Annotated in this window: 16 protein-coding genes; 7 read left to right on the plus strand and 9 right to left on the minus strand. The window is 65.3% G+C overall.

What is annotated here, in order from left to right; translation table 11 throughout:
- The first annotated feature begins 107 nt into the window (after positions 1–107).
- The 3 genes from H6955_14200 (at position 108) to H6955_14210 (ending at position 5760) form a co-directional block, all read left to right on the plus strand.
- The gene (locus tag H6955_14200) at positions 108–2660 is read left to right on the plus strand and encodes a response regulator (GenBank protein ID MCP5314706.1); all 2553 of its coding nucleotides are present in this window, start codon (positions 108–110) and stop codon (positions 2658–2660) included.
- A 364-nt stretch (positions 2661–3024) separates the two neighbouring features.
- Complete coding sequence (locus H6955_14205; protein MCP5314707.1) at positions 3025–4590, plus strand: sigma 54-interacting transcriptional regulator; 1566 nt, start codon at positions 3025–3027, stop codon at positions 4588–4590.
- Between the two features lie 78 nt (positions 4591–4668).
- A complete protein-coding gene (locus H6955_14210; GenBank protein MCP5314708.1) occupies positions 4669–5760 on the plus strand; it encodes a hypothetical protein in 1092 nt (363 codons plus the stop codon).
- A gap of 21 nt (positions 5761–5781) precedes the next feature.
- On the opposite strand, the gene H6955_14215 is transcribed toward H6955_14210, so the two are convergent.
- The 4 genes from H6955_14215 to H6955_14230 form a co-directional block, all read right to left on the minus strand.
- Complete coding sequence (locus H6955_14215) at positions 5782–6327, minus strand: transglycosylase SLT domain-containing protein (GenBank protein MCP5314709.1); 546 nt, start codon at positions 6325–6327, stop codon at positions 5782–5784.
- Between the two features lie 24 nt (positions 6328–6351).
- Positions 6352–6600 carry a DUF350 domain-containing protein gene (locus H6955_14220; protein MCP5314710.1) on the minus strand — a complete coding sequence of 83 codons (249 nt, stop codon included), beginning with the start codon at positions 6598–6600 and terminating at the stop codon, positions 6352–6354.
- A 101-nt stretch (positions 6601–6701) separates the two neighbouring features.
- A complete protein-coding gene (gene djlA / locus H6955_14225) occupies positions 6702–7520 on the minus strand; it encodes a co-chaperone DjlA (protein MCP5314711.1) in 819 nt (272 codons plus the stop codon).
- Between the two features lie 33 nt (positions 7521–7553).
- The gene (locus H6955_14230; protein ID MCP5314712.1) at positions 7554–8219 is read right to left on the minus strand and encodes a molecular chaperone DnaJ; all 666 of its coding nucleotides are present in this window, start codon (positions 8217–8219) and stop codon (positions 7554–7556) included.
- A gap of 38 nt (positions 8220–8257) precedes the next feature.
- Between H6955_14230 and H6955_14235 the strand changes: the two genes are divergently transcribed.
- Positions 8258–9301 (plus strand): NADP(H)-dependent aldo-keto reductase, encoded by a 1044-nt coding sequence (locus H6955_14235; protein MCP5314713.1) that lies wholly within the window; start codon positions 8258–8260, stop codon positions 9299–9301.
- A 134-nt stretch (positions 9302–9435) separates the two neighbouring features.
- Entirely contained in the window at positions 9436–9645 is a 210-nt protein-coding gene (locus H6955_14240) for a hypothetical protein (GenBank protein ID MCP5314714.1), read from the plus strand.
- Between the two features lie 32 nt (positions 9646–9677).
- On the opposite strand, the gene H6955_14245 is transcribed toward H6955_14240, so the two are convergent.
- The 3 genes from H6955_14245 to H6955_14255 form a co-directional block, all read right to left on the minus strand.
- On the minus strand, positions 9678–10046 hold the full coding sequence (locus H6955_14245) for a Rieske 2Fe-2S domain-containing protein (protein MCP5314715.1): 369 nt from the start codon (positions 10044–10046) through the stop codon (positions 9678–9680).
- Positions 10043–14110 carry a cyclic nucleotide-binding domain-containing protein gene (locus H6955_14250; protein ID MCP5314716.1) on the minus strand — a complete coding sequence of 1356 codons (4068 nt, stop codon included), beginning with the start codon at positions 14108–14110 and terminating at the stop codon, positions 10043–10045. The genes H6955_14245 and H6955_14250 overlap by 4 nt, the downstream gene beginning before the upstream one ends.
- 61 nt (positions 14111–14171) lie before the next feature.
- A complete protein-coding gene (locus tag H6955_14255; GenBank protein MCP5314717.1) occupies positions 14172–14750 on the minus strand; it encodes a chalcone isomerase family protein in 579 nt (192 codons plus the stop codon).
- A 153-nt stretch (positions 14751–14903) separates the two neighbouring features.
- On the opposite strand from H6955_14255, the gene H6955_14260 reads away from it, so the two are divergent.
- Positions 14904–15293: an HU family DNA-binding protein gene (locus H6955_14260; protein ID MCP5314718.1), complete on the plus strand. Its 390-nt coding sequence runs from the start codon at positions 14904–14906 to the stop codon at positions 15291–15293.
- 60 nt (positions 15294–15353) lie between these two features.
- Here H6955_14260 and H6955_14265 read toward each other — a convergent pair whose 3' ends face one another.
- Positions 15354–15890, minus strand: coding sequence for a TIGR02281 family clan AA aspartic protease (locus H6955_14265; protein ID MCP5314719.1), 537 nt, complete (start codon positions 15888–15890; stop codon positions 15354–15356).
- Between the two features lie 68 nt (positions 15891–15958).
- On the opposite strand from H6955_14265, the gene H6955_14270 reads away from it, so the two are divergent.
- The gene (locus tag H6955_14270; GenBank protein ID MCP5314720.1) at positions 15959–16603 is read left to right on the plus strand and encodes a DsbA family protein; all 645 of its coding nucleotides are present in this window, start codon (positions 15959–15961) and stop codon (positions 16601–16603) included.
- 57 nt (positions 16604–16660) lie between these two features.
- On the opposite strand, the gene H6955_14275 is transcribed toward H6955_14270, so the two are convergent.
- The gene (locus H6955_14275) at positions 16661–17344 is read right to left on the minus strand and encodes an ABC transporter substrate-binding protein (protein ID MCP5314721.1); all 684 of its coding nucleotides are present in this window, start codon (positions 17342–17344) and stop codon (positions 16661–16663) included.
- Between the last annotated feature and the right edge of the window lie 59 nt (positions 17345–17403).

The raw sequence follows: 17403 nt of genomic DNA on the forward strand, positions 1-17403 counted from the left end.
GAAACTCAAGCCCCCGCATCCCCCGGGGGTTTTTTTTGCCTTGCGTTAATATCAGTCTCGACCGCCGAACGAGTACGCGTCGGCACCCGCGACCGGGCGACCTCAAGATGACGATTCCGCGCCGCAGCATCCGCAACAAGCTCATCCTGTCCACGCTCCTGCCCGTGACGGCGGTGTTCGCACTGTTGTTTTGGCTGGGTGTCAGCCACGTGCGGGCCTACGTCAGCGACGACGCCCGCCATATGCTCTCCGAGCATGCGCGCCACCAGGCATCCCGCCTGGCACTGGTGCTGTCGCAGGTGCCGGCGTTGGCCGAGAGTCTGGGCGACATCGTGATCGCCGAACCCGACCAGCCGCAGGCGCTGCGTTATGCGCATCTGATCGACGGATTGCGTCGCACCCCGATCGCAAAGGCGGCCGGCATCGCACAGTACTCCCCGGCCGGTGGCGCCTACATGCGGCGCGGCGCACCGGCCGGCCGCGCAATACCCGCCGACGAGATCGAATCGCGCCCCCCGGGCTGGCACACCAACGGGTCGACGCTGAAGTTCATCCGCGCGATCCACTACCAGGGCCAACGCGTCGGCGAATCCTGGGTGGAACTGGACACGGCGGACCTGTACCGCGAGATCGAGCGGCTGCGTAGCCCGGCGGTGCGCCTTTTCGTAAGTGACACGGATGGCCATCTGCTGGAACCCGACCAGGGTGCGCCACCGCTGCCCAGGATCGCAACCGGGGCCGGCGTCCCGCTTGCCGATGGTGCCGTGGCGACGGTACGCGGTACCGATGACGGCGTGGCCTACTGGGTCGTCAATTCGGAGTTGCCGGACATGCCGTGGCGCGTCACTGCGCTTACGCCGACCGAAATCGCTTTGCAGCGCGCACGCACCGAGGCCACCCTGTTCGCGCTGGGCTTGCTGCTGGCGCTGCTGGCAATCGTCGTGATCGTCGGCGTTGCGACCGGGCAGATCACGCGCCCGCTGGCGACGCTGGACGCCAGCGTCCGCCAGATCGCGCAGGGCGACTTTGCCGTCGCACCGGATGTCGCCTCGAACGACGAACTCGGCGGTCTCGCACAGGCGATCCGCCGCATGGGCGTGCATATCCGGGACCGCGAGCAGCAGCTGCGCAACGCCCAGCAGGTGCTTGAACAGCGTGTGGCCGCGCGCACTGCCGATCTCCAACAGAGCAATACCCGCCTGATGCGGCAGATAAAGGCGACGCGCAAGACCCAGGAGGCGCTGCGCCTGGCGAGCGAACAGGCCCAGCAGGCAAGCCGCGCGAAATCCGAGTTTCTGTCGAATATGAGTCATGAACTGCGCACGCCGCTGCACGGCGTGCTCGGATACGCACAGATTCTGCGGCGCGACACCCCGGCCAACAGCAGCCAGCGAGAAAGCCTCGAGGCGATCGAGCGCTGTGGTCAACATCTGCTGACGTTGATCAACGACATCCTCGACCTGACCAAGATCGAGGCCGGTCAGATGCGCGTCGACATCCAGCCGACCGACCTGCTGCAGTTGCTGGAAGACGTGCGGACCATCGTCGCGCAACGGGCCCGCACCAAAGGACTCGCCCTGCACCTGGAGATCGCGACCGACCTGCCGACGGCGATCCTGACGGATCCCGTTAAACTCAAGCAGATCCTGCTCAACCTGCTCGGCAACGCGGTCAAGTTCACGACCCGGGGAGCCGTGACCCTGGCGGTTCAGGCGGTCGGTGAAGACCTGCTGCAGTTCGAGGTCGCCGATACCGGCGTGGGCATTCCGTCGGACAAGATCGACGCGATCTTCGACGCCTTTCACCAGGCGCGTGCCGGCCAGGCGATCGACGGCACCGGTCTCGGCCTGGCGATCAACCAGCGGCTGATTGCGTTGCTGGGCGGACAACCGATGCAGGTGCTGAGCGCACCCGGTGCCGGCAGCCGATTCAGTTTCCGCATCCCGCTACAGCCGACCGAACAACTTCCCGGCGGCCTGGACGCGCGCCGACACGACAATCGTCCGGCACGCCTGCAGCTGACCGCCGGACAATCCTGCGCCGTGCTGGTGGTCGACCCGGTTACCGAGAACCGCAACATGCTGGCGACACTGCTGCGCTACGCCGGTTGCCGCGTGGAATCGCTGGATACCCGCGAGCAGGCGGTGCAGCGCCTGTCCGACGAGGCATTCGACCTGATCGTGATGGATGTGCGGCTGCCAGGCGATGCCGCAATCACCGATCTTCGACGGCAGGCGGCCTTCGGTGAGCCCAAGGTACTGGCGATAAGCGCCCAGGTGTTTCCCGGCGCCGCCAGCATGGCGCACCAGCTCGGATTCGATGCGTTCCTCGGCATCCCGTTCAGCGATCGACAGCTGCTCGACGTGATCGGTTCTCTGCTGGGTCTGCGTTTCGAACCGCGCGGCGAACAACGCGACGTACCCGTAACCGCACGACCGCACTGGCCGGTGGTGCTGGCGCAGGAGACCGCGCTGCGTATCCGTGAGGCGATCGACATGGGCGACGTCGCGAACCTGTTCCAGCTGGCCGACGAGCTCGCCGACAATCCCGATGCCCCGCGGGCCGACGTCGACAACATGGCATTGATGGCGCGCCTGTTTGACTTCGATGGCCTGCGGCAGCTGTGCAACCGACTGCAGGCGACGGATGCGCCTGCATGACAAGGTTCAAGCATTTCTCCTATCATCTGGCGACCATTCGTCTGCCCCTGCATTCCCCTTGAATCCTCCGCAGCCCCACAACAGCACCATCCTGCTGGTCGACGACAATCCGACCAATCTGCAGCTGCTGTTCGGCACCCTGAAGGGCCTGGGGCACAAACTGCTGGTCGCCAAGAGCGGCGAAGACGCGCTGAAGGTCGCCAACTGGGCGCAGCCTGACCTGATCCTGCTCGATATCCTGATGACCGGCATCGACGGCTTCGAGACCTGCGCGCGGCTCAAAGAGAACCCGGAGACCCAGGACATCGCGGTGATCTTTCTGTCTGCGCTGGACGATACCGACGACAAGATCAAGGGCCTGTCGATGGGTGCGGTCGATTACATCTCGAAGCCGTTCCAGGCCGAAGAGGTGATTGCACGGGTGGGGACGCATCTCACCATCGCGCGCCTGCGCAACGAACTGGCGGAGCGCAACCGGCAGCTGGAGGCGGCCAACCAGCCGATACTCGACTCGGTCGGCGACGGCATCTACGGACTCGATCTCGAAGGCGACATCACGTTCGCCAATCCGGCGGCGGTGCAGTTGACCGGTTATCCGAAGGAGGCGCTGATCGGGCATTCGCTGCACGAACTGCATCTCTACGCGCGCTGGGACGGCAGTCCCTACCATTTCATCGAGACCGGCATCTACCAGACGCTCAAACAGGGCATTGCGAAACAGAGCGACAGCGACGTCTTCTGGCGCCATTCGGGCGATCACTTCGCCGTCAGCTGGACCTGTACACCGATCAAGCGCGGCGGCGAGGTACAGGGAGCCGTGCTGGCCTTCCGCGACATCACCCAGCGCAAGCGCCAGGAACACCAGCTGCGCGACGCCCTTGCCGAGGTGGAGCGCCTGCGCGACCGACTGCAGGCAGAGAACGCCTACCTGCAGGCCGAGGTGAGGAACGAGGGGCGGTTCGACAGCATCGTCGGCGAGAGCCCGCCGCTGAAGGCGGTACTCGACCAGGTCGATCAGGTCGCTCCGACCAACAGCTCGGTGCTCATCATCGGCGAGTCGGGTACCGGCAAGGAGGCGATCGCGCGCGCGATCCACAACCTGAGTTCGCGCCGCGACCGGCCACTGATCAAGGTCAACTGCGGGGCCATCACCCCCAGCCTGATCGAAAGCGAGCTGTTCGGCCACGAGAAAGGGGCATTCACCGGCGCGACCCGACAGCGCCAGGGCCATTTCGAGCTCGCCGACGGCGGCACCATCTTCCTCGACGAGGTCGGCGAACTGCCGCTGGATGCCCAGGTCAAGCTGCTGCGCGTGTTGCAGGAACACGAGATCAGCCGCCTCGGTTCGGAGAGCGCCATCAAGGTCGACGTGCGTGTGATCGCCGCGACCAACCGCGACCTGGTCGAGATGGTCGAGGCCGGGACCTTCCGCATGGATCTGTTCTACCGCCTAAACGTGTTTCCGCTGACCATACCGCCGTTGCGCGAGCGTCGCGAAGACATCCCTCTGCTGGTGGCCAAATTCCTCGCGGACCAGTCGCGCGCCCTGGGCCGCAACTTCAACCGGGTCGCCGAGGACGGCATGCGCCTGCTGATGTCTTATCACTGGCCGGGCAACATCCGCGAACTGCAGAACGTGATCGAAAGGGCGGCCATTCTGGCGCGCGACCAGGTGGTGCCGATCGCGCCCCACCTGGTCTACTCGGGTATCAACGCGCCCAACGACCTGGGGGAGACGGCCGCCCCTGAAGCCGGGCCGGCCGATGAATTCGTCAGCCTCGCGGACAACGAGGCGCGCTACATCCGCCAGGTGCTGCGGCATACCGACGGAATGATCGCCGGTAAGGGCGGTGCCGCGGACGTGCTCGGCCTGCCGGCGAGCACCCTGCGGTCGCGAATGAAAAAGCTCGGCATCGAGCGCGCCGACTGACCCCGTTCTGCGGCGGATTAGCGTCGCCGCGGTTCCGCGGTAAAATCGAATCTTCAGCACCCCTGCAAGGAATCCGACATGACACAGTGCTCGCAGTTCGCCGTCGGTCTGTTGACCCTCGCCGCCGCCTTGGTTCCAGCCACCGGCATCCAGGCCGCCAGCGACCCGGCGCCGGTGTTCCGCATCATGAGCGACGATGAGATCGCCGCGCACTCCACGGTGATGCAGAACCTGCACGGCCAGGCGCGCGAGGAATATCGCAACGCCCAGTACGCACAACTCCGGCAGCGGGCGTTGGACAACGGCTACCGCATGCCGGCGGACCCGCCATGGCTGGCGCAGGCGGCACAGACCGCGGCCCCTGCCGGGCCCGGCACCGCGGCCGACAGTGCCGCAAGCGAGGCCGCCGCCCGCCACGCGGCAATGCGCGAGAAACTGGACGCACGCCGCGACCCACAGCGTGCGATATCCGGGGACGACCTGGCACGGCTGCAGCAGGCCATCGGTGCCCAGCAGGTGCCCGAAGCGCAGCCCCAGAACCCGCCGGCCGAGAGCGCACAACCGGCAGCACCGGCAATGCCCGCAGCGGTCGAACCGCAGGCGGCTGCCGAGGTGGGCAGCACCCCGCTCGAGCCCGCAACACCGGAGCCTGCGGCTGCGCCCGAGGTGGCGGTAGAGGCCGTCGAGGGCGCGCAGCCGGCGGAACCCGCATCGCAACCGGCCACCGTCGAGCCCCCCGCCCCGCCGCCGGCGACCGCCGAAACGCGTTTCGTGCCCGCCGAAGAGCTCGCGGAACTGCCGGAACAGGCACCACCGCCGCCCGCGACGCCCACCCCCCCTGAAGCGCCAGCCGCGCCAGCGGCCCCGGAAATGCCGGAGCGGGCGAGCGCCGGCATCGAGGCAGCGGGACCGGCGGAGGGCGGCGAAACGGTCGAGCAGTATCGCGCATCGATGCGCGCGCGTTTCGACGAATACATGCAGGAGCGCCAGGCGCGGCACGACGATATGATGCGCCGCCAGCGCGAACAGCTCGAGGCCAATATGGAGCAGTCGCGCGCCAAGGCGAACCGCATGCCCCCGCAACCCTACCCCTATCCGGGGATGCCGGCCTACGGACCGCGCTACCCGGCCGCGTTCCCGGGATACCGGACGCCTTACTGGCAGCAGTGATCGCGGGACGCCTGATGCGGGTCAGTCGACGGCCTGCATCAGGCGCTCGATACGTCCGACGTAGTGGCGTGTCTCGTTCGGCGCAAAGGGTGCGACCTGCGACCATTTGCGCACTTCACCCTGTTTGCTGGTCGCACGTCGATAGGCCTTGAGTACATTGCCATGGCCGGCGTTGTAGCTGCCGAACGCGAATCTCAGGCGCTCCTGGATCGGGATGTCGTGACGGCGCCACTTCCTGTAGAGCTGGCGATCGTAGAAGATGCCTGCGGCGATGTTCCAGCGCGGATCATCGATCTCGGCGATGAACGGGATCTGGTTTTTGATCTCGTCGTAGGTGTTCGGCAGGATCTGCATGATGCCGCGCGCGCCCATCGGGCTGCTGGCATCCGGATTCAGCCCGGATTCGGCGATCGCCTGCGCCTTGAACCAATGCCAATCGAAATGCGCACCGAAATAGTGTTTGGTGTATTTGCGAAACAGCGGATCGAACTCGTCGGTCCAGTGGTCGTCCTTGACCGCCTGCCCGACGCTGGCAACCGCCAGTGCCGGCAGCAAAGCGGCGAGCAGCCATAGGACGGCGCGCGGCATCGGTCAGTTCAGTCCGAGCCCGATCACCAGGCCCATCGCGGTGCCGATACCGATGAAGATCCCCATGATCATCATCCCAACCGCGAGATTTCCCTGAGCGAGCTGTTCCGGAATACTGAAATTGACGATATGACTGAACACCTTGCATCCGAGCCACATGAACAGCAAGGTCAGGAATCCCCCCATGCAGGCATACAGGATGTTCAGCACCAGGGGATCGATCGCATCAGTCATTCCGGTCTCCGTAAGCAGGTGGTGCGCCGCGGGCCGGCGCGTGGGTGCAAGCATACGAACCCGAACCGGCACACTCAACCGGCAACGTCGGCGCTGCCCACAGGCGCCGTGCAAAACACTCAAGACTGGCCGCGCGCCTCGCGGATGCGTTCGTATGCCTGGCGAATCTCGTGGGTCTTTTGCGCCGCGACCTTCATCATCTCTTCCGGCAGGCCCTTGGATACCAGCTTGTCGGGATGATGCTGGCTCAGGAGGCGACGATAGGCGCGCTTGATCGCTGCGTCATCGGCATTGCGCTCGACCCCCAGGACACGGTAGGCATCATCGAGACTCGGGCGCGCTGGGGTAGCAGTGCGCTGTCTGCCGGCACCCGCTCGGCCGCCGGCAAAGCCGCGTTCCCCATCGACCATGCGTTGCAGACGGCGGTAATCCAGTTCGGACACGCCGAGGCGCGCGCACACCTGCAACAGCAGCCGGTCCTCACTGGGATCCATACGTCCGTCGGCGTACGCGGCCTGCAGTTGGATCTCGATGAACATGCCGATCAGGGTGCTGCGTCCATGGCATTCACGGCGAAACTGATCGAGCACGCCGTCGAGGTCGAAGTCCGGTGACTTCCCCTGTTGAAACAGCTTGATCGCGGCATCGCGCTTGGCCGCATCCAGCGCCATCTGCGCCATGATCGACTCGGCCATGCGAATCTCTTCCGGGCTGACCCGGCCGTCGGCCTTGGCGACCCGCCCCATCACCGCGAAGGTCGCGACGAAAAACGCGGTCTGCACCCGTTCCCTGTCGCCTGCCTCGAAGCCACCGGCGTGCGGTAGCGCCTTCAGTCCCTTGTCGAAGTTGTGTCCCAGCGCGACGCCCAGCAGCGCGCCCAGCGGGCCTCCCAACATGAAGCCAAAGGCACCACCGACCAGTTTCCCCCACCAGCTCATCGCATGCCTCTCCAGCCGCCGGTCGCCCACGGTTCACTTGCCATGCAGATACTCCTCGTCGCGAAACGAACCGACCCATTGCGGCTTGAACCCGACCATGATCGATATCAGCCAACCGTTCAATACGGCCTCGGGGAAGAACATCAGCGGCAGAAACAGCAGGTAGGTATCACCGAGTTGCTGCATCGTGTAGGCACCGGACTGCAGCAACAGCCCGGTTGCGGTCAACGCCACCATCAAAGAGATCGCGCCGCCGGCGAAGAACGCATTGATGAACACGTAGATGAAGTAGTGTTTTGGCAGATAGGCACGCGCCAAGCCGAGTACGCTCTGCGTCAGCACCGCCGGCAGCATGATGAACACCAGCACCGACGGCGCGAATCCCGCCCAGTCGTTGAGACCGACCAGGGTGGTCCCAAACAGCGCAAGCATGCCGGCCAGCACCGCGAGCGACCAGCCGAACATCAGGGTCAGGGTCACCATTGCTGAGAGATGCCAGGTGAAACCGGGCTGGATCTCGGTACGCAACGCCCAGAGCAGCAACACGCCGACTGCAGAGCCGAGCCACACGTTCAGCTGTGCCGGATCGCGCAATCGGCCCCAATCGGCCCAGCGCAGTGCGCGGCTCGTCAGCCAGGCGACCGATACCGCGAAAAACCACAACCAGGACGTAGGGAAAAGTTCGCCGGAAAATTCCATAAGCCTCGACTGGAACCGCAAATTCAGGAGTGTAACCGATGCTGTATCGCCGCCTCCCGGGCACCGACCTCGAAGTCAGCGCTGTCTGTCTGGGCACCATGACGTTCGGGGAACAAAACACCGAGGCGCAGGCGTTTGCCCAGCTCGACATGGCGCTCGATGCCGGCGTGAACTTCATCGATACCGCCGAGATGTATGCCGTTCCGCCACGGCCCGAGACGATGGGTAGCACCGAAACCATCATCGGGCGCTGGCTGAGGGAGCGCGGCTGCCGCGACCGCGTGGTGATCGCGACCAAGGTCGCGGGGCCCGGCCGCGACTGGCTGCCGTATATCCGCGGCGGCAACAATCACCTCGATCGGGCCAATATTCACGCGGCGGTCGACGCCAGCCTGAAGCGCCTGCAGACCGATGTCATTGACCTTTATCAGTTGCACTGGCCTGAACGCGAGGCGAACCGCTTCGGGCAACTCGGATATGTTCCCGCCGAGGAAGCCGATATCGTGCCCCTGGAGGAGACGTTGGGTGCGCTGGCCGAACTCGTCGACAGCGGCAAGGTGCGCCACGTGGGGGTATCGAACGAGACACCCTGGGGCTTGATGCGCTATCTCGCCCTGTCCGAACAACGCGGCCTGCCGCGCATGGTCTCCATTCAGAATCCGTACAGCCTGCTGAACCGCACGTTCGAGGTCGGCCTGGCGGAGGTTGCGCATCGCGAACAGGTCGGCCTGTTGGCCTATTCGCCACTCGGATTCGGTGTCCTTTCGGGCAAATACCTCCGCGGCGCGCTGCCGGCATCGGCGCGCCTGACGCTGTTTCCCCACTACGACCGCTATTCGAATCCGCAGGCGCAGCGTGCCACGCACGACTACGTTGGGCTGGCGCGCGACTACGGCCTCGACCCAGCCCAGATGGCGCTGGCCTTCGTCACCAGTCGACCCTTTGTGACCAGCAACATCATCGGCGCGACCACGCTCGAACAACTGCGGAGCAATCTGGCCAGCGTGAGCCTCGAACTGAGCCCCGGCCTGCTCGAGGACATCGAGTCGATCCATGGCCGTCACCCGAATCCCAGTCCGTGATCGCCTCGTGCGGCGGGTGAAAGGCGGTTCAAGCGTCGCTCGCCACTGCCGATAAATCGACTGAAGGGTACTGATACGCAGCCAGCCGGTTTGCTGCCGGTGAGCCGCAGGACGGCCGACTCGGGAGACTACAGATGGTACTGCACTACGATATGGCGACCGGAACCGTGATCCCCGATGACGCCGTTCACGCGGTGTCGGCGCACACGCCCCCGGTGGTCGAGCACGCCGAACCACGTCTGATGCACGTGCACGAGGAGACCCTCGATCGCCCGGCACAGAACCTGCCGCCGGCAGACATCGCGACACAGCCCGTATCCACGCTGCTGGCGAAATGGCGTTGACCTGAGCGCCGCCAACCCTGTCGGCACCCGCGTCAGACCGGGTCCGGCGGGGGCAGAGTCACGCATACCGTGTCTGCGACGACTGTCAGCAGCAATGCCTCCAAGGCACCGCCGGCGCAGGGGCCACGCACGCAGTAGCCGTCTTCCGGTCGAAACAACGCACCGTGAATCGCGCACTGAATGAAACTGTTGTCCAGGTCGAGGAACTGGTCGGGTAGCCACTCGAGCGGAGCCCCGGTATGCGGGCAACTGTTGCGATAGGCCGCCAGGACCCCGTCTTTGCGCACCACGAACAACCGCACCGGAGGCGCCTCGTCTACCGGGATCTCGAAGCCGCGACTGCCCGGATCGGGGATCTCGGCGAGTGCGCACAACGCGTGTCGCGCCGGCGCGTCGCTCATCGACCGGCGAGGTTCAACAGTGTCGTGAACAATTCGCCAGGCCCATAGACGACACTGAGTACCTCGAGCGCACCCAATACCAAAGCGCCCCCGAGCAGACCGCTCACCCAACGCCCGGACCCGGCGACGCTGTCGATGCCGATCGCCCGACGGCTGGGCCGCAGGCGCTCGTCTCGCAGGTCGGTCACCTTGGCCTGTTCCGCATCTTCGTGCAGCTGGTAGAGGGCCTGCTGCAACTGATCGCGGGCGGTCTCCGCTTCGCGCCGGCTGAACACCGCTTCGTCGGCCTCCACCTGCGCCTTCTCCAGTTCACGACGCAGTTCGTCGAGCTGACGATCCCGGTCCTCCATCGCATCCTCGAGCATCTGGCGCGACTCCTCGGCTTCGCCGAGCAGCCGTTGGCGCTCGTTCAACGACGTCTCCAGGGCCTCGATGCGCTGACGCATCACCTCCAGCGAGACCGCTTCGCGTCCGTCCGCCTGTTGCAGGCGCCGCTTCTGCGATTCCGCCGCCGCGAGTTGCTCGCGCATCTGCGCGACATCGTGGATCGCCTGTTCACGCACCATGTCGAGTTCCGCGCGCAGCGCCGCGACCTCGTCGTGCGCACCGCCTTCCGCCTGGACCGCCTTGATCTGGTCGACATACTCCTCCAGCACGGCGCGCAGTTGCTCGACCTCCTTGTCACGCTGCGCGAGCTGGTCCAGCAGATCCTGGTGCTCGGCCCGCAACTGGCTGTCGCTCGCGGTGTGGTCCTCGTCCATGCTCGCCAACAGTGCCTTGAGCCGCCCCACCTCTTCTTCCAGCGCGCCACGCCGGTCGGTCTCTTCAGCGAGCCGCTCGGTCAAGCGGCGTTGTTCCTGCTCGTGCGCGAGTACCTCGCTCTGCTGCACGCGCAGCGCCTCGCTTATCTGGTTTTCCAGATCGACCAGGCGTGCCTGCTCATCCTGCTTGTCGCTGACGACCAGCTGCAGCGCCTCGCGCTCCGCGCTGGCGGTATTCAACGCCTCGATCAGTTCGGCCTGTTCTTCGCGCGCGGCGAGCAACGCCATCTTGCGTTCCTCGACCTGGTGCCTCAGCTCATCGAGCTCACGGCGTGACTGCTCTGCCACTGCGTTCGCCGCCGCCTGGCTTTCGGTCAGGCGCTGCTCGGCAGACTCGCGCGCGGCGCGCAACCGCTCGATCTCCGCCTGAAGCCCGGAGGTCTCACCAACGCGCTGTTCGAGTTCGGCCAGCTGCCGCTGCATCTCGGCCTGCTCGTCACCGGCGGATTTCTGTGCCGCCGCCAACTGCGCCTCGAGCGACTGCTTGTCCTCGCCCAGCTGTTCGACCTGCGCGTGCAGATCAGTGGATTGCGCCTGTTCCTTCTGCAGCTCCGCAAGCGTCGCCTCGGCAGTCGCCAGCTGGGCCTTCGTCGCCTCGAGTTCGGCGGCACGTGCGCCGCTTTGTTCCTGTTCCTGTTGCAGCGCGGATTGCGCCTGGGCGAGCTGTTCGGCGGACGCATCACCCTGCTCGTCGAGCCGGGTACGCAGCGCATCCAGATCGGCCGTCGCGCGTTGCTCCGCAGCAGTCGCAGCATCGAGCTGCTCCTTCAGTTGTGCGGTCTCTTGCTGCGCGGCGGCCTCGCGCTCGGCCATCTGCCTTTCCAGCTCGGTGACACGCGCCTGCGCCTGCGTGGACGCCTCGGCGACCTGCTCGTCACTCACCTCCAACCGCGCCTGCAACGCCGCGTTGGCATCGCGAAGCGCTGTCAATTCGGTTTCGGCGGCGGCATTCGCGGCGCGCAGCGCCTCGCTGACCCGTTCCTGCTCGGCGCGCGCCTCGGCCAGGGCGGTCGCCTCGTTGTCGCGCTCCGTCGTGCGCTGCTGCAACTGCGCATTCAGCGCGTCCAACGCCTCCTGTCTGGCGGTGAGCTCACGCTCCGCCTGCCCGGCGGTCTCGTCCAGGCGCGCCTGGAGCGCCTCGATCTCGCCCCGCGCCTGCTGCAAGGCCGCATCGACCTGCTCGCTGCCCGATGCAATCTCGCTGTGCAGCGCTTCGCGCTCGGCACGCAGTTGTTCGAGATCGGCCTGCAACCGCGCCGTCTCATCCATCGCCTGCTGCTGCGCTGCACGCAGCGTTTCGAGTTCGCCGGCCTGCTGCTCACCGATCGACCGGGCTTCGGCCGCACCGGTCTCGGCCGACGCCAGAGACGCACGCACCGCGTCAATCTCGCCCTGCAGCGCTTCCGCGAGCTGCTGCAGTGCCGCACGATCCTGTTCACTGTCGGTACGCTGCGCGTTCAGGCCATCGATCTGCTCCTGCAGCGCGTCGCGCTCCGCACGCAAGGCGTCGGCCTCTTCAACCGTCGACGACAGGCGGTGTTCGAGCTCGGCCTGCGCCGCCTGTTCGCTGTCGCCACTGGCCTGCTTTTCGGCAAGCTTGCCGCTCAGTTCCTCGATATCGAGTTGCGCCTGCTCCAGCTCCATGTGCAGCGCCGTCATTTCCTCCTTGAGCTCGCCGCGTTCGCGGTCGTGCTGCTCGCGCTCCTGTTCACGTGACTCGAGTACCTCCGAGAGGCGCTCGGACAGGTCCTCGAGGCTGCTGGTCGCCGATTCGGCCCGCTCACGCTCGCCGATCAGTTCACGCTCGGCCTTCCCCAACCTGGACTGAAGCTGCTTGTCGAGACCCTCGATCTCCGACATCCGATCGAGCAGCGAGGATCGTTCCGTCTGCAGCTCCTCGAGGCTGCTGGTCAGCTGCCCCATCTCGGCATAGGCCTTTTCCTGGGCCGCCTGCGCATCGAGCTTCTGCTGTTCGGTCTCGACCAGCTTGCGACGCGCCTGTTCGACCGCCTGGCGTACCTGTTCGAGGTGTTGCTGACGCTCCTCGGCGACCGCTTCCTGATCGCGTTGCGCCGCCTCGAGGCGCTGCTCCAGCTCCTTGGCGCGGGCCTCCGCGTCGCGCACCCGGGCCTGCATCGCCGCATCGTCGATCGTATCGGCCTGGTCCGACGCAGGGGCTGCCGGCTCCGGCTGGGAATCCGGCGGCGGGACCTGCAGGATGCCACCCTCCAGCACCGAGACCTCGAGCCCCCGTTCGGTGAGCAGGAAAGCCCCGGCCATCGCCCGGGTACCGGTGTTGCTGCACAACACGTAGTGGGTATCGGCGTCGAGGCTTGAGGCCTGGTACCGCAGTGTTTCGAACGGGATGTTGATCGCCCCCGGGAGTTGCGATTCCGCAAACTCGTCCGCACTGCGGAGGTCCAGCCAGACGGCACCGTTTTCGACCGTGGCCTGCGCCGCCTGCATGTCGACCCGGCGGACCAGCGGGTTGTGGATCAGTCGCAGGAAATGTTCCTTGCTGAGTCGCAGGATCTCGCCGTCGTCGAGCATCGTAACGGTGGAGTTACGTGGCACGTCCGAGAGCAGCGCCTCCTCGCCAAAGGCGTCACCGGCCTTCAGGCGAACGATCTCGCACGGACCCTTTCCGTCACCTGCATCACGCGTGACCACGGCCTGGCCTTTGGTCAGCATGTAGTAGTAGTCGCCCGGGTCACCCTGGCAGACGAGGTTTTCGCCGGCGGCGACCTCCACCTGCTCGACATTCATCATCACCTGCTGAATGTTTGCAGGCGGGACCTGTTGCAGCACGGGTGACTGCAGCAGCATGCTCATCCAGTCGTCGTCGGAGGCCTCGTCGAGGACGGACACCTGGTAGTCGACTTTCTGCAGCCGCGCCAGCATGTCGCTGAGTCGACGACTGTCGATGCGTATCACGCGCACACGCGATTCGGCGCGCGCCGCCTGCTGGCGCGGCAGTTGGTGGGCCAGCGGGAAGCGCGCGGTGTCACTCCCCGCCTTGACCCGGTCGACGACCGTCTTGTTCGCCAGCAGGGCCACGGTCCCGTCCAGCAGATAGACGTGCTGTGGCTCGGTATCGCCCTGCTTAAACAGCAACTTACCTTTCGAGACCGAGTCGATCGCCGCACTCTCGATCAGTTCGCCGAAGGCGTCATCCGGCAAGGTGTGCAGTGGCACCAGGGCGCGCAGGCGCGCCATTTCCTCGCTGGACGACGTTTCTGACATGCGGGAAGCAGTATCCATTCTCAAATGCTGAATTGATCGGGTCCGCGATCGCCCGCGGCCCTCAGTCCTTATCGACCCCGACCAAGGCGTTCTTGAGCGACTCGCTGGCCGGATCGTGACCGAGCCAAACCGCCAGCAGCGCGGCATTGAAGTCGCCGCCGGGCACCATACCGCGCGACTGGCCATTGATGCTCACCTCGGTGCCGCGGCCCGGTACGTAGTCGAGCCAGACCTCGTCACCGGCATGCATCTCGCGGAACAGATCGACGAAATCGTCCAGCCGCCCGGCGACAGCGGCCAGCTGCGCCGCATCCAGATTGTTTTCGAATCCCTCGCGCCACGTCTCGTCGAGCTGGCGTTTGCTCACCTTGCTGTATACGAAATGCATCGACACACGATTCGCCGGCGGCGCGGACAACAGCCCGCCCACACCGACCTGGCGCTGCGGCAGATACAGCGCGCCCGCATACACACTGATAAACAGCTTCTTGCGCATGCCCGCACCATTCAATACCAACGGCTCATCGAAACCGTTGATACGCACCTCGTCCGGTAACGCCGTGTCACCGACCTCGACTCCATACAGAGGTCCGCACAGCAACAACCACAGGATCAATAAACGGCTCGCGCTTTGGGTCACTGCATTCCCCTTGGATCATTCAGTAGCATTGTTAGCACATCCGGCCGGGCTTTTTGCGATCGAGACGTTAAAACACGGCATTTTTGTACATTGCATCGAGTTTTCTATGCTATGTTTCCTGCGGTTTTCCCCACCAACGAGTAGGAGTCTTAGATGGCAGTCAAGAAGAAGGCCGCGAAGAAGACTGCGGCAAAGAAAACGGCCGCAGCTGCCCCGGCAGTCAAGGCGATCCCGACCAAGCAGACAAAGACCCAGATCATCGCGGCGCTCGCCGAGACGACCGGCCTGTCGAAGAAAGACATCGGCGGCGTTCTCGCTGCACTTGGCGGCATGATCGAGGGCCACATGAAGAAGCGTGGCTCGGGTGAGTTCTCGATCCCCGACACCGGCGTAAAGATCCGGCGCGTGAAAAAGCCGGCCCGCAAGGCACGCATGGGCCGCAACCCGGCGACCGGCGAACCGATGAAGATTGCGGCCAAGCCGGCGTCCACCGTGGTTCGGGTCAGTGCGCTGAAATCGCTGAAGGACACGATCAGCCGCTAGATCGCGACCTGCGCGTGCGCACGAAAACGCCGCCATGTGCGGCGTTTTTTTGTTGATGGCTCAGCGTGGGAGGTGCAGCACCAGCTGCCCATCGCGCTGCGCAAATTCCAGTCGCCGAAGGAAACTCATCCCCAGCAACACCGGGTCACGCGCCGCCATCGAAGGCACGATCGACGCGCGCACGTCGCGCAGCTCGATGTCGCCGAGTCGCACCCGGCCAAGCACCGTCTGCCAGACTGCCACCGGTCCGTTCGCGGTCTGGCTGATGCCGCCACCGACACGATCCAGTCGCAACCGGTCGGCCAGCGCTTCGGGGATCGCGACGTCGGTCGCACCGGTGTCGACCAGGAAGGTGACCGGCAGGCCGTTGATCTGGCCGCCTGCGACATAGTGGCCCTGCGCGTTGCGCTCCAACACCACCTCGACCTGGCCGTCGTGCCCGACCTGCACCAGCGGTTTCGCATTGGGATTGAATCGCTCCTCCAGCAGATCCTGGAACAGCACCGTCAGCAGCGCGAGACCGGCAACCCAGGCAAAGATCAGCATCATGCGTCCGGTACGTTGAGAGCTGTCTTCAGGTGGCGAAGGTCGGTTCATCGTGCTGCACTGCAATACCCGTATGCTATTCATTTGAACCCAGGCCGCCGACCGAGTTCAAACCAGCTATGCCTTACATCCAAGACGACAGCCGAAAGACCCAACTGGTCTACGTACATGACCCGATGTGCAGTTGGTGTTGGGGCTTCCGCCCGGTACTCGATGAACTGCTCGGGCGCCTGCCACCGACGATCGGCGTGACCCGCCTGCTCGGCGGCCTGGCGCCCGACAGCGACCAGCCGATGCCGGCGGCGCTGCAGACGCAGCTGCAACAGACCTGGCGCAGGATCCAGCAGCGTATCCCGGGTACGCGGTTCAATTTCGATTTCTGGCGAACCTGCCAGCCCCGCCGCAGTACCTGGCCGGCATGCCGGGCGGTGATCGCCGCGCGGTCGATCGACGCGCACAGCGAACCGGCGATGATCCTCGCGATCCAACATGCCTACTACCGTGACGCGCGTAATCCGTCGGATGCGTCGACACTGGTCGCGCTGGCCGGGGAGGTCGGGCTCGACGAGCGGCGCTTTGCAACGCTGCTCGATGCCCCGCAGACGCATGCGATGCTGAATGAGGAGATCACGCAGTCGCGGGCGCTCGGCGTGGACAGCTTTCCCAGTCTGCGCCTGCAGACAGACACCGGTCGTTGGCCGGTACCGATCGACTATCGGGACAGCACCCCGATGCTGGATACGATCGGTGCCCTCTTGGGTTGATCCGCAAAAAAAGAAACCGGGCGAATGCCCGGTTCTTGGCAACTGGCCGAACAGGCCTCAGCGTATCGGCGCGCGCCCCACAGCATAGGGCGGCATCGGCGGCCGCATCGGCGCCATCTGTCGCATCTGCTGCATGCGCTGTTCCTGCATCTGACGCATCAGCTGGGTGCGATAGTGCACGATGGCGCTCTGCCCATTCGCCGCGACGTCGTACACCAGCCATTTGTCGCCTGAGCGGTACATACGGAAATCCAGGCGCGCCGGATAGCTGCCGGGATTGAGGACCGCGACGCTGACCTGCGCGGTACGCCCGTTGTTGCCGCGTGGCGGCAGGAAGCGCACCTGCTGCTGCTCGTAGGCGCCGAGCTTCTCCGCCATCTTGCCCAGGAACGAGTGCTTGATGTCCTCGACCATGGACTGTTGTTGCGCCTCATCGAGTTGTTCGAACAGGCGCCCCCCGGCCGATTGGGCCATGTAGTCGAAATCGAAGAACGGCGCGATCTCGCTGTCGAGAAAGCCGGTCAGTGCGTCGTCGCTGGGACGCTGGTCGCCGTCGAGAAAATTCAACAGCTTGTCCATGCCGGCACGCAAAGCGAGCGCCGGGGTGTTCATTTGCGCCGCCCCTGCCGGGCCGCGCATGAAGGCGCCGGGCCCGGGTCCGATGCCGGGTCCATAGTGCGGTACTGCCTGCACGCCACCCGCCAACAAGATGCCGGCGAGCAGCCAATAACGTGATTTCATCGATGTCCCCCTGTCAGTTATAAGAATCCAGGCGCCTGGTGACCGCCACGGCGTGCTGG

The sequence above is a fragment of the Chromatiaceae bacterium genome (assembly GCA_024235395.1).
GTDB lineage: Bacteria > Pseudomonadota > Gammaproteobacteria > Chromatiales > Chromatiaceae > Thiosocius.

What these genes read in the sequence shown, in the direction of transcription:
- H6955_14200 (MCP5314706.1), top strand. Translation starts at nt 108, where the DNA reads ATGACGATTCCGCGCCGCAGCATCCGCAACAAGCTCATCCTGTCCACG.
- H6955_14205 (MCP5314707.1), top strand. Translation starts at nt 3,025, where the DNA reads ATGGGTGCGGTCGATTACATCTCGAAGCCGTTCCAGGCCGAAGAGGTG.
- H6955_14210 (MCP5314708.1), top strand. Translation starts at nt 4,669, where the DNA reads ATGACACAGTGCTCGCAGTTCGCCGTCGGTCTGTTGACCCTCGCCGCC.
- djlA (MCP5314711.1), bottom strand. Translation starts at nt 7,520, where the DNA reads ATGAGCTGGTGGGGGAAACTGGTCGGTGGTGCCTTTGGCTTCATGTTG.
- H6955_14230 (MCP5314712.1), bottom strand. Translation starts at nt 8,219, where the DNA reads ATGGAATTTTCCGGCGAACTTTTCCCTACGTCCTGGTTGTGGTTTTTC.
- H6955_14235 (MCP5314713.1), top strand. Translation starts at nt 8,258, where the DNA reads ATGCTGTATCGCCGCCTCCCGGGCACCGACCTCGAAGTCAGCGCTGTC.
- H6955_14240 (MCP5314714.1), top strand. Translation starts at nt 9,436, where the DNA reads ATGGTACTGCACTACGATATGGCGACCGGAACCGTGATCCCCGATGAC.
- H6955_14245 (MCP5314715.1), bottom strand. Translation starts at nt 10,046, where the DNA reads ATGAGCGACGCGCCGGCGCGACACGCGTTGTGCGCACTCGCCGAGATC.
- H6955_14250 (MCP5314716.1), bottom strand. Translation starts at nt 14,110, where the DNA reads ATGTCAGAAACGTCGTCCAGCGAGGAAATGGCGCGCCTGCGCGCCCTG.
- H6955_14260 (MCP5314718.1), top strand. Translation starts at nt 14,904, where the DNA reads ATGGCAGTCAAGAAGAAGGCCGCGAAGAAGACTGCGGCAAAGAAAACG.
- H6955_14265 (MCP5314719.1), bottom strand. Translation starts at nt 15,890, where the DNA reads ATGAACCGACCTTCGCCACCTGAAGACAGCTCTCAACGTACCGGACGC.
- H6955_14270 (MCP5314720.1), top strand. Translation starts at nt 15,959, where the DNA reads ATGCCTTACATCCAAGACGACAGCCGAAAGACCCAACTGGTCTACGTA.
- H6955_14275 (MCP5314721.1), bottom strand. Translation starts at nt 17,344, where the DNA reads ATGAAATCACGTTATTGGCTGCTCGCCGGCATCTTGTTGGCGGGTGGC.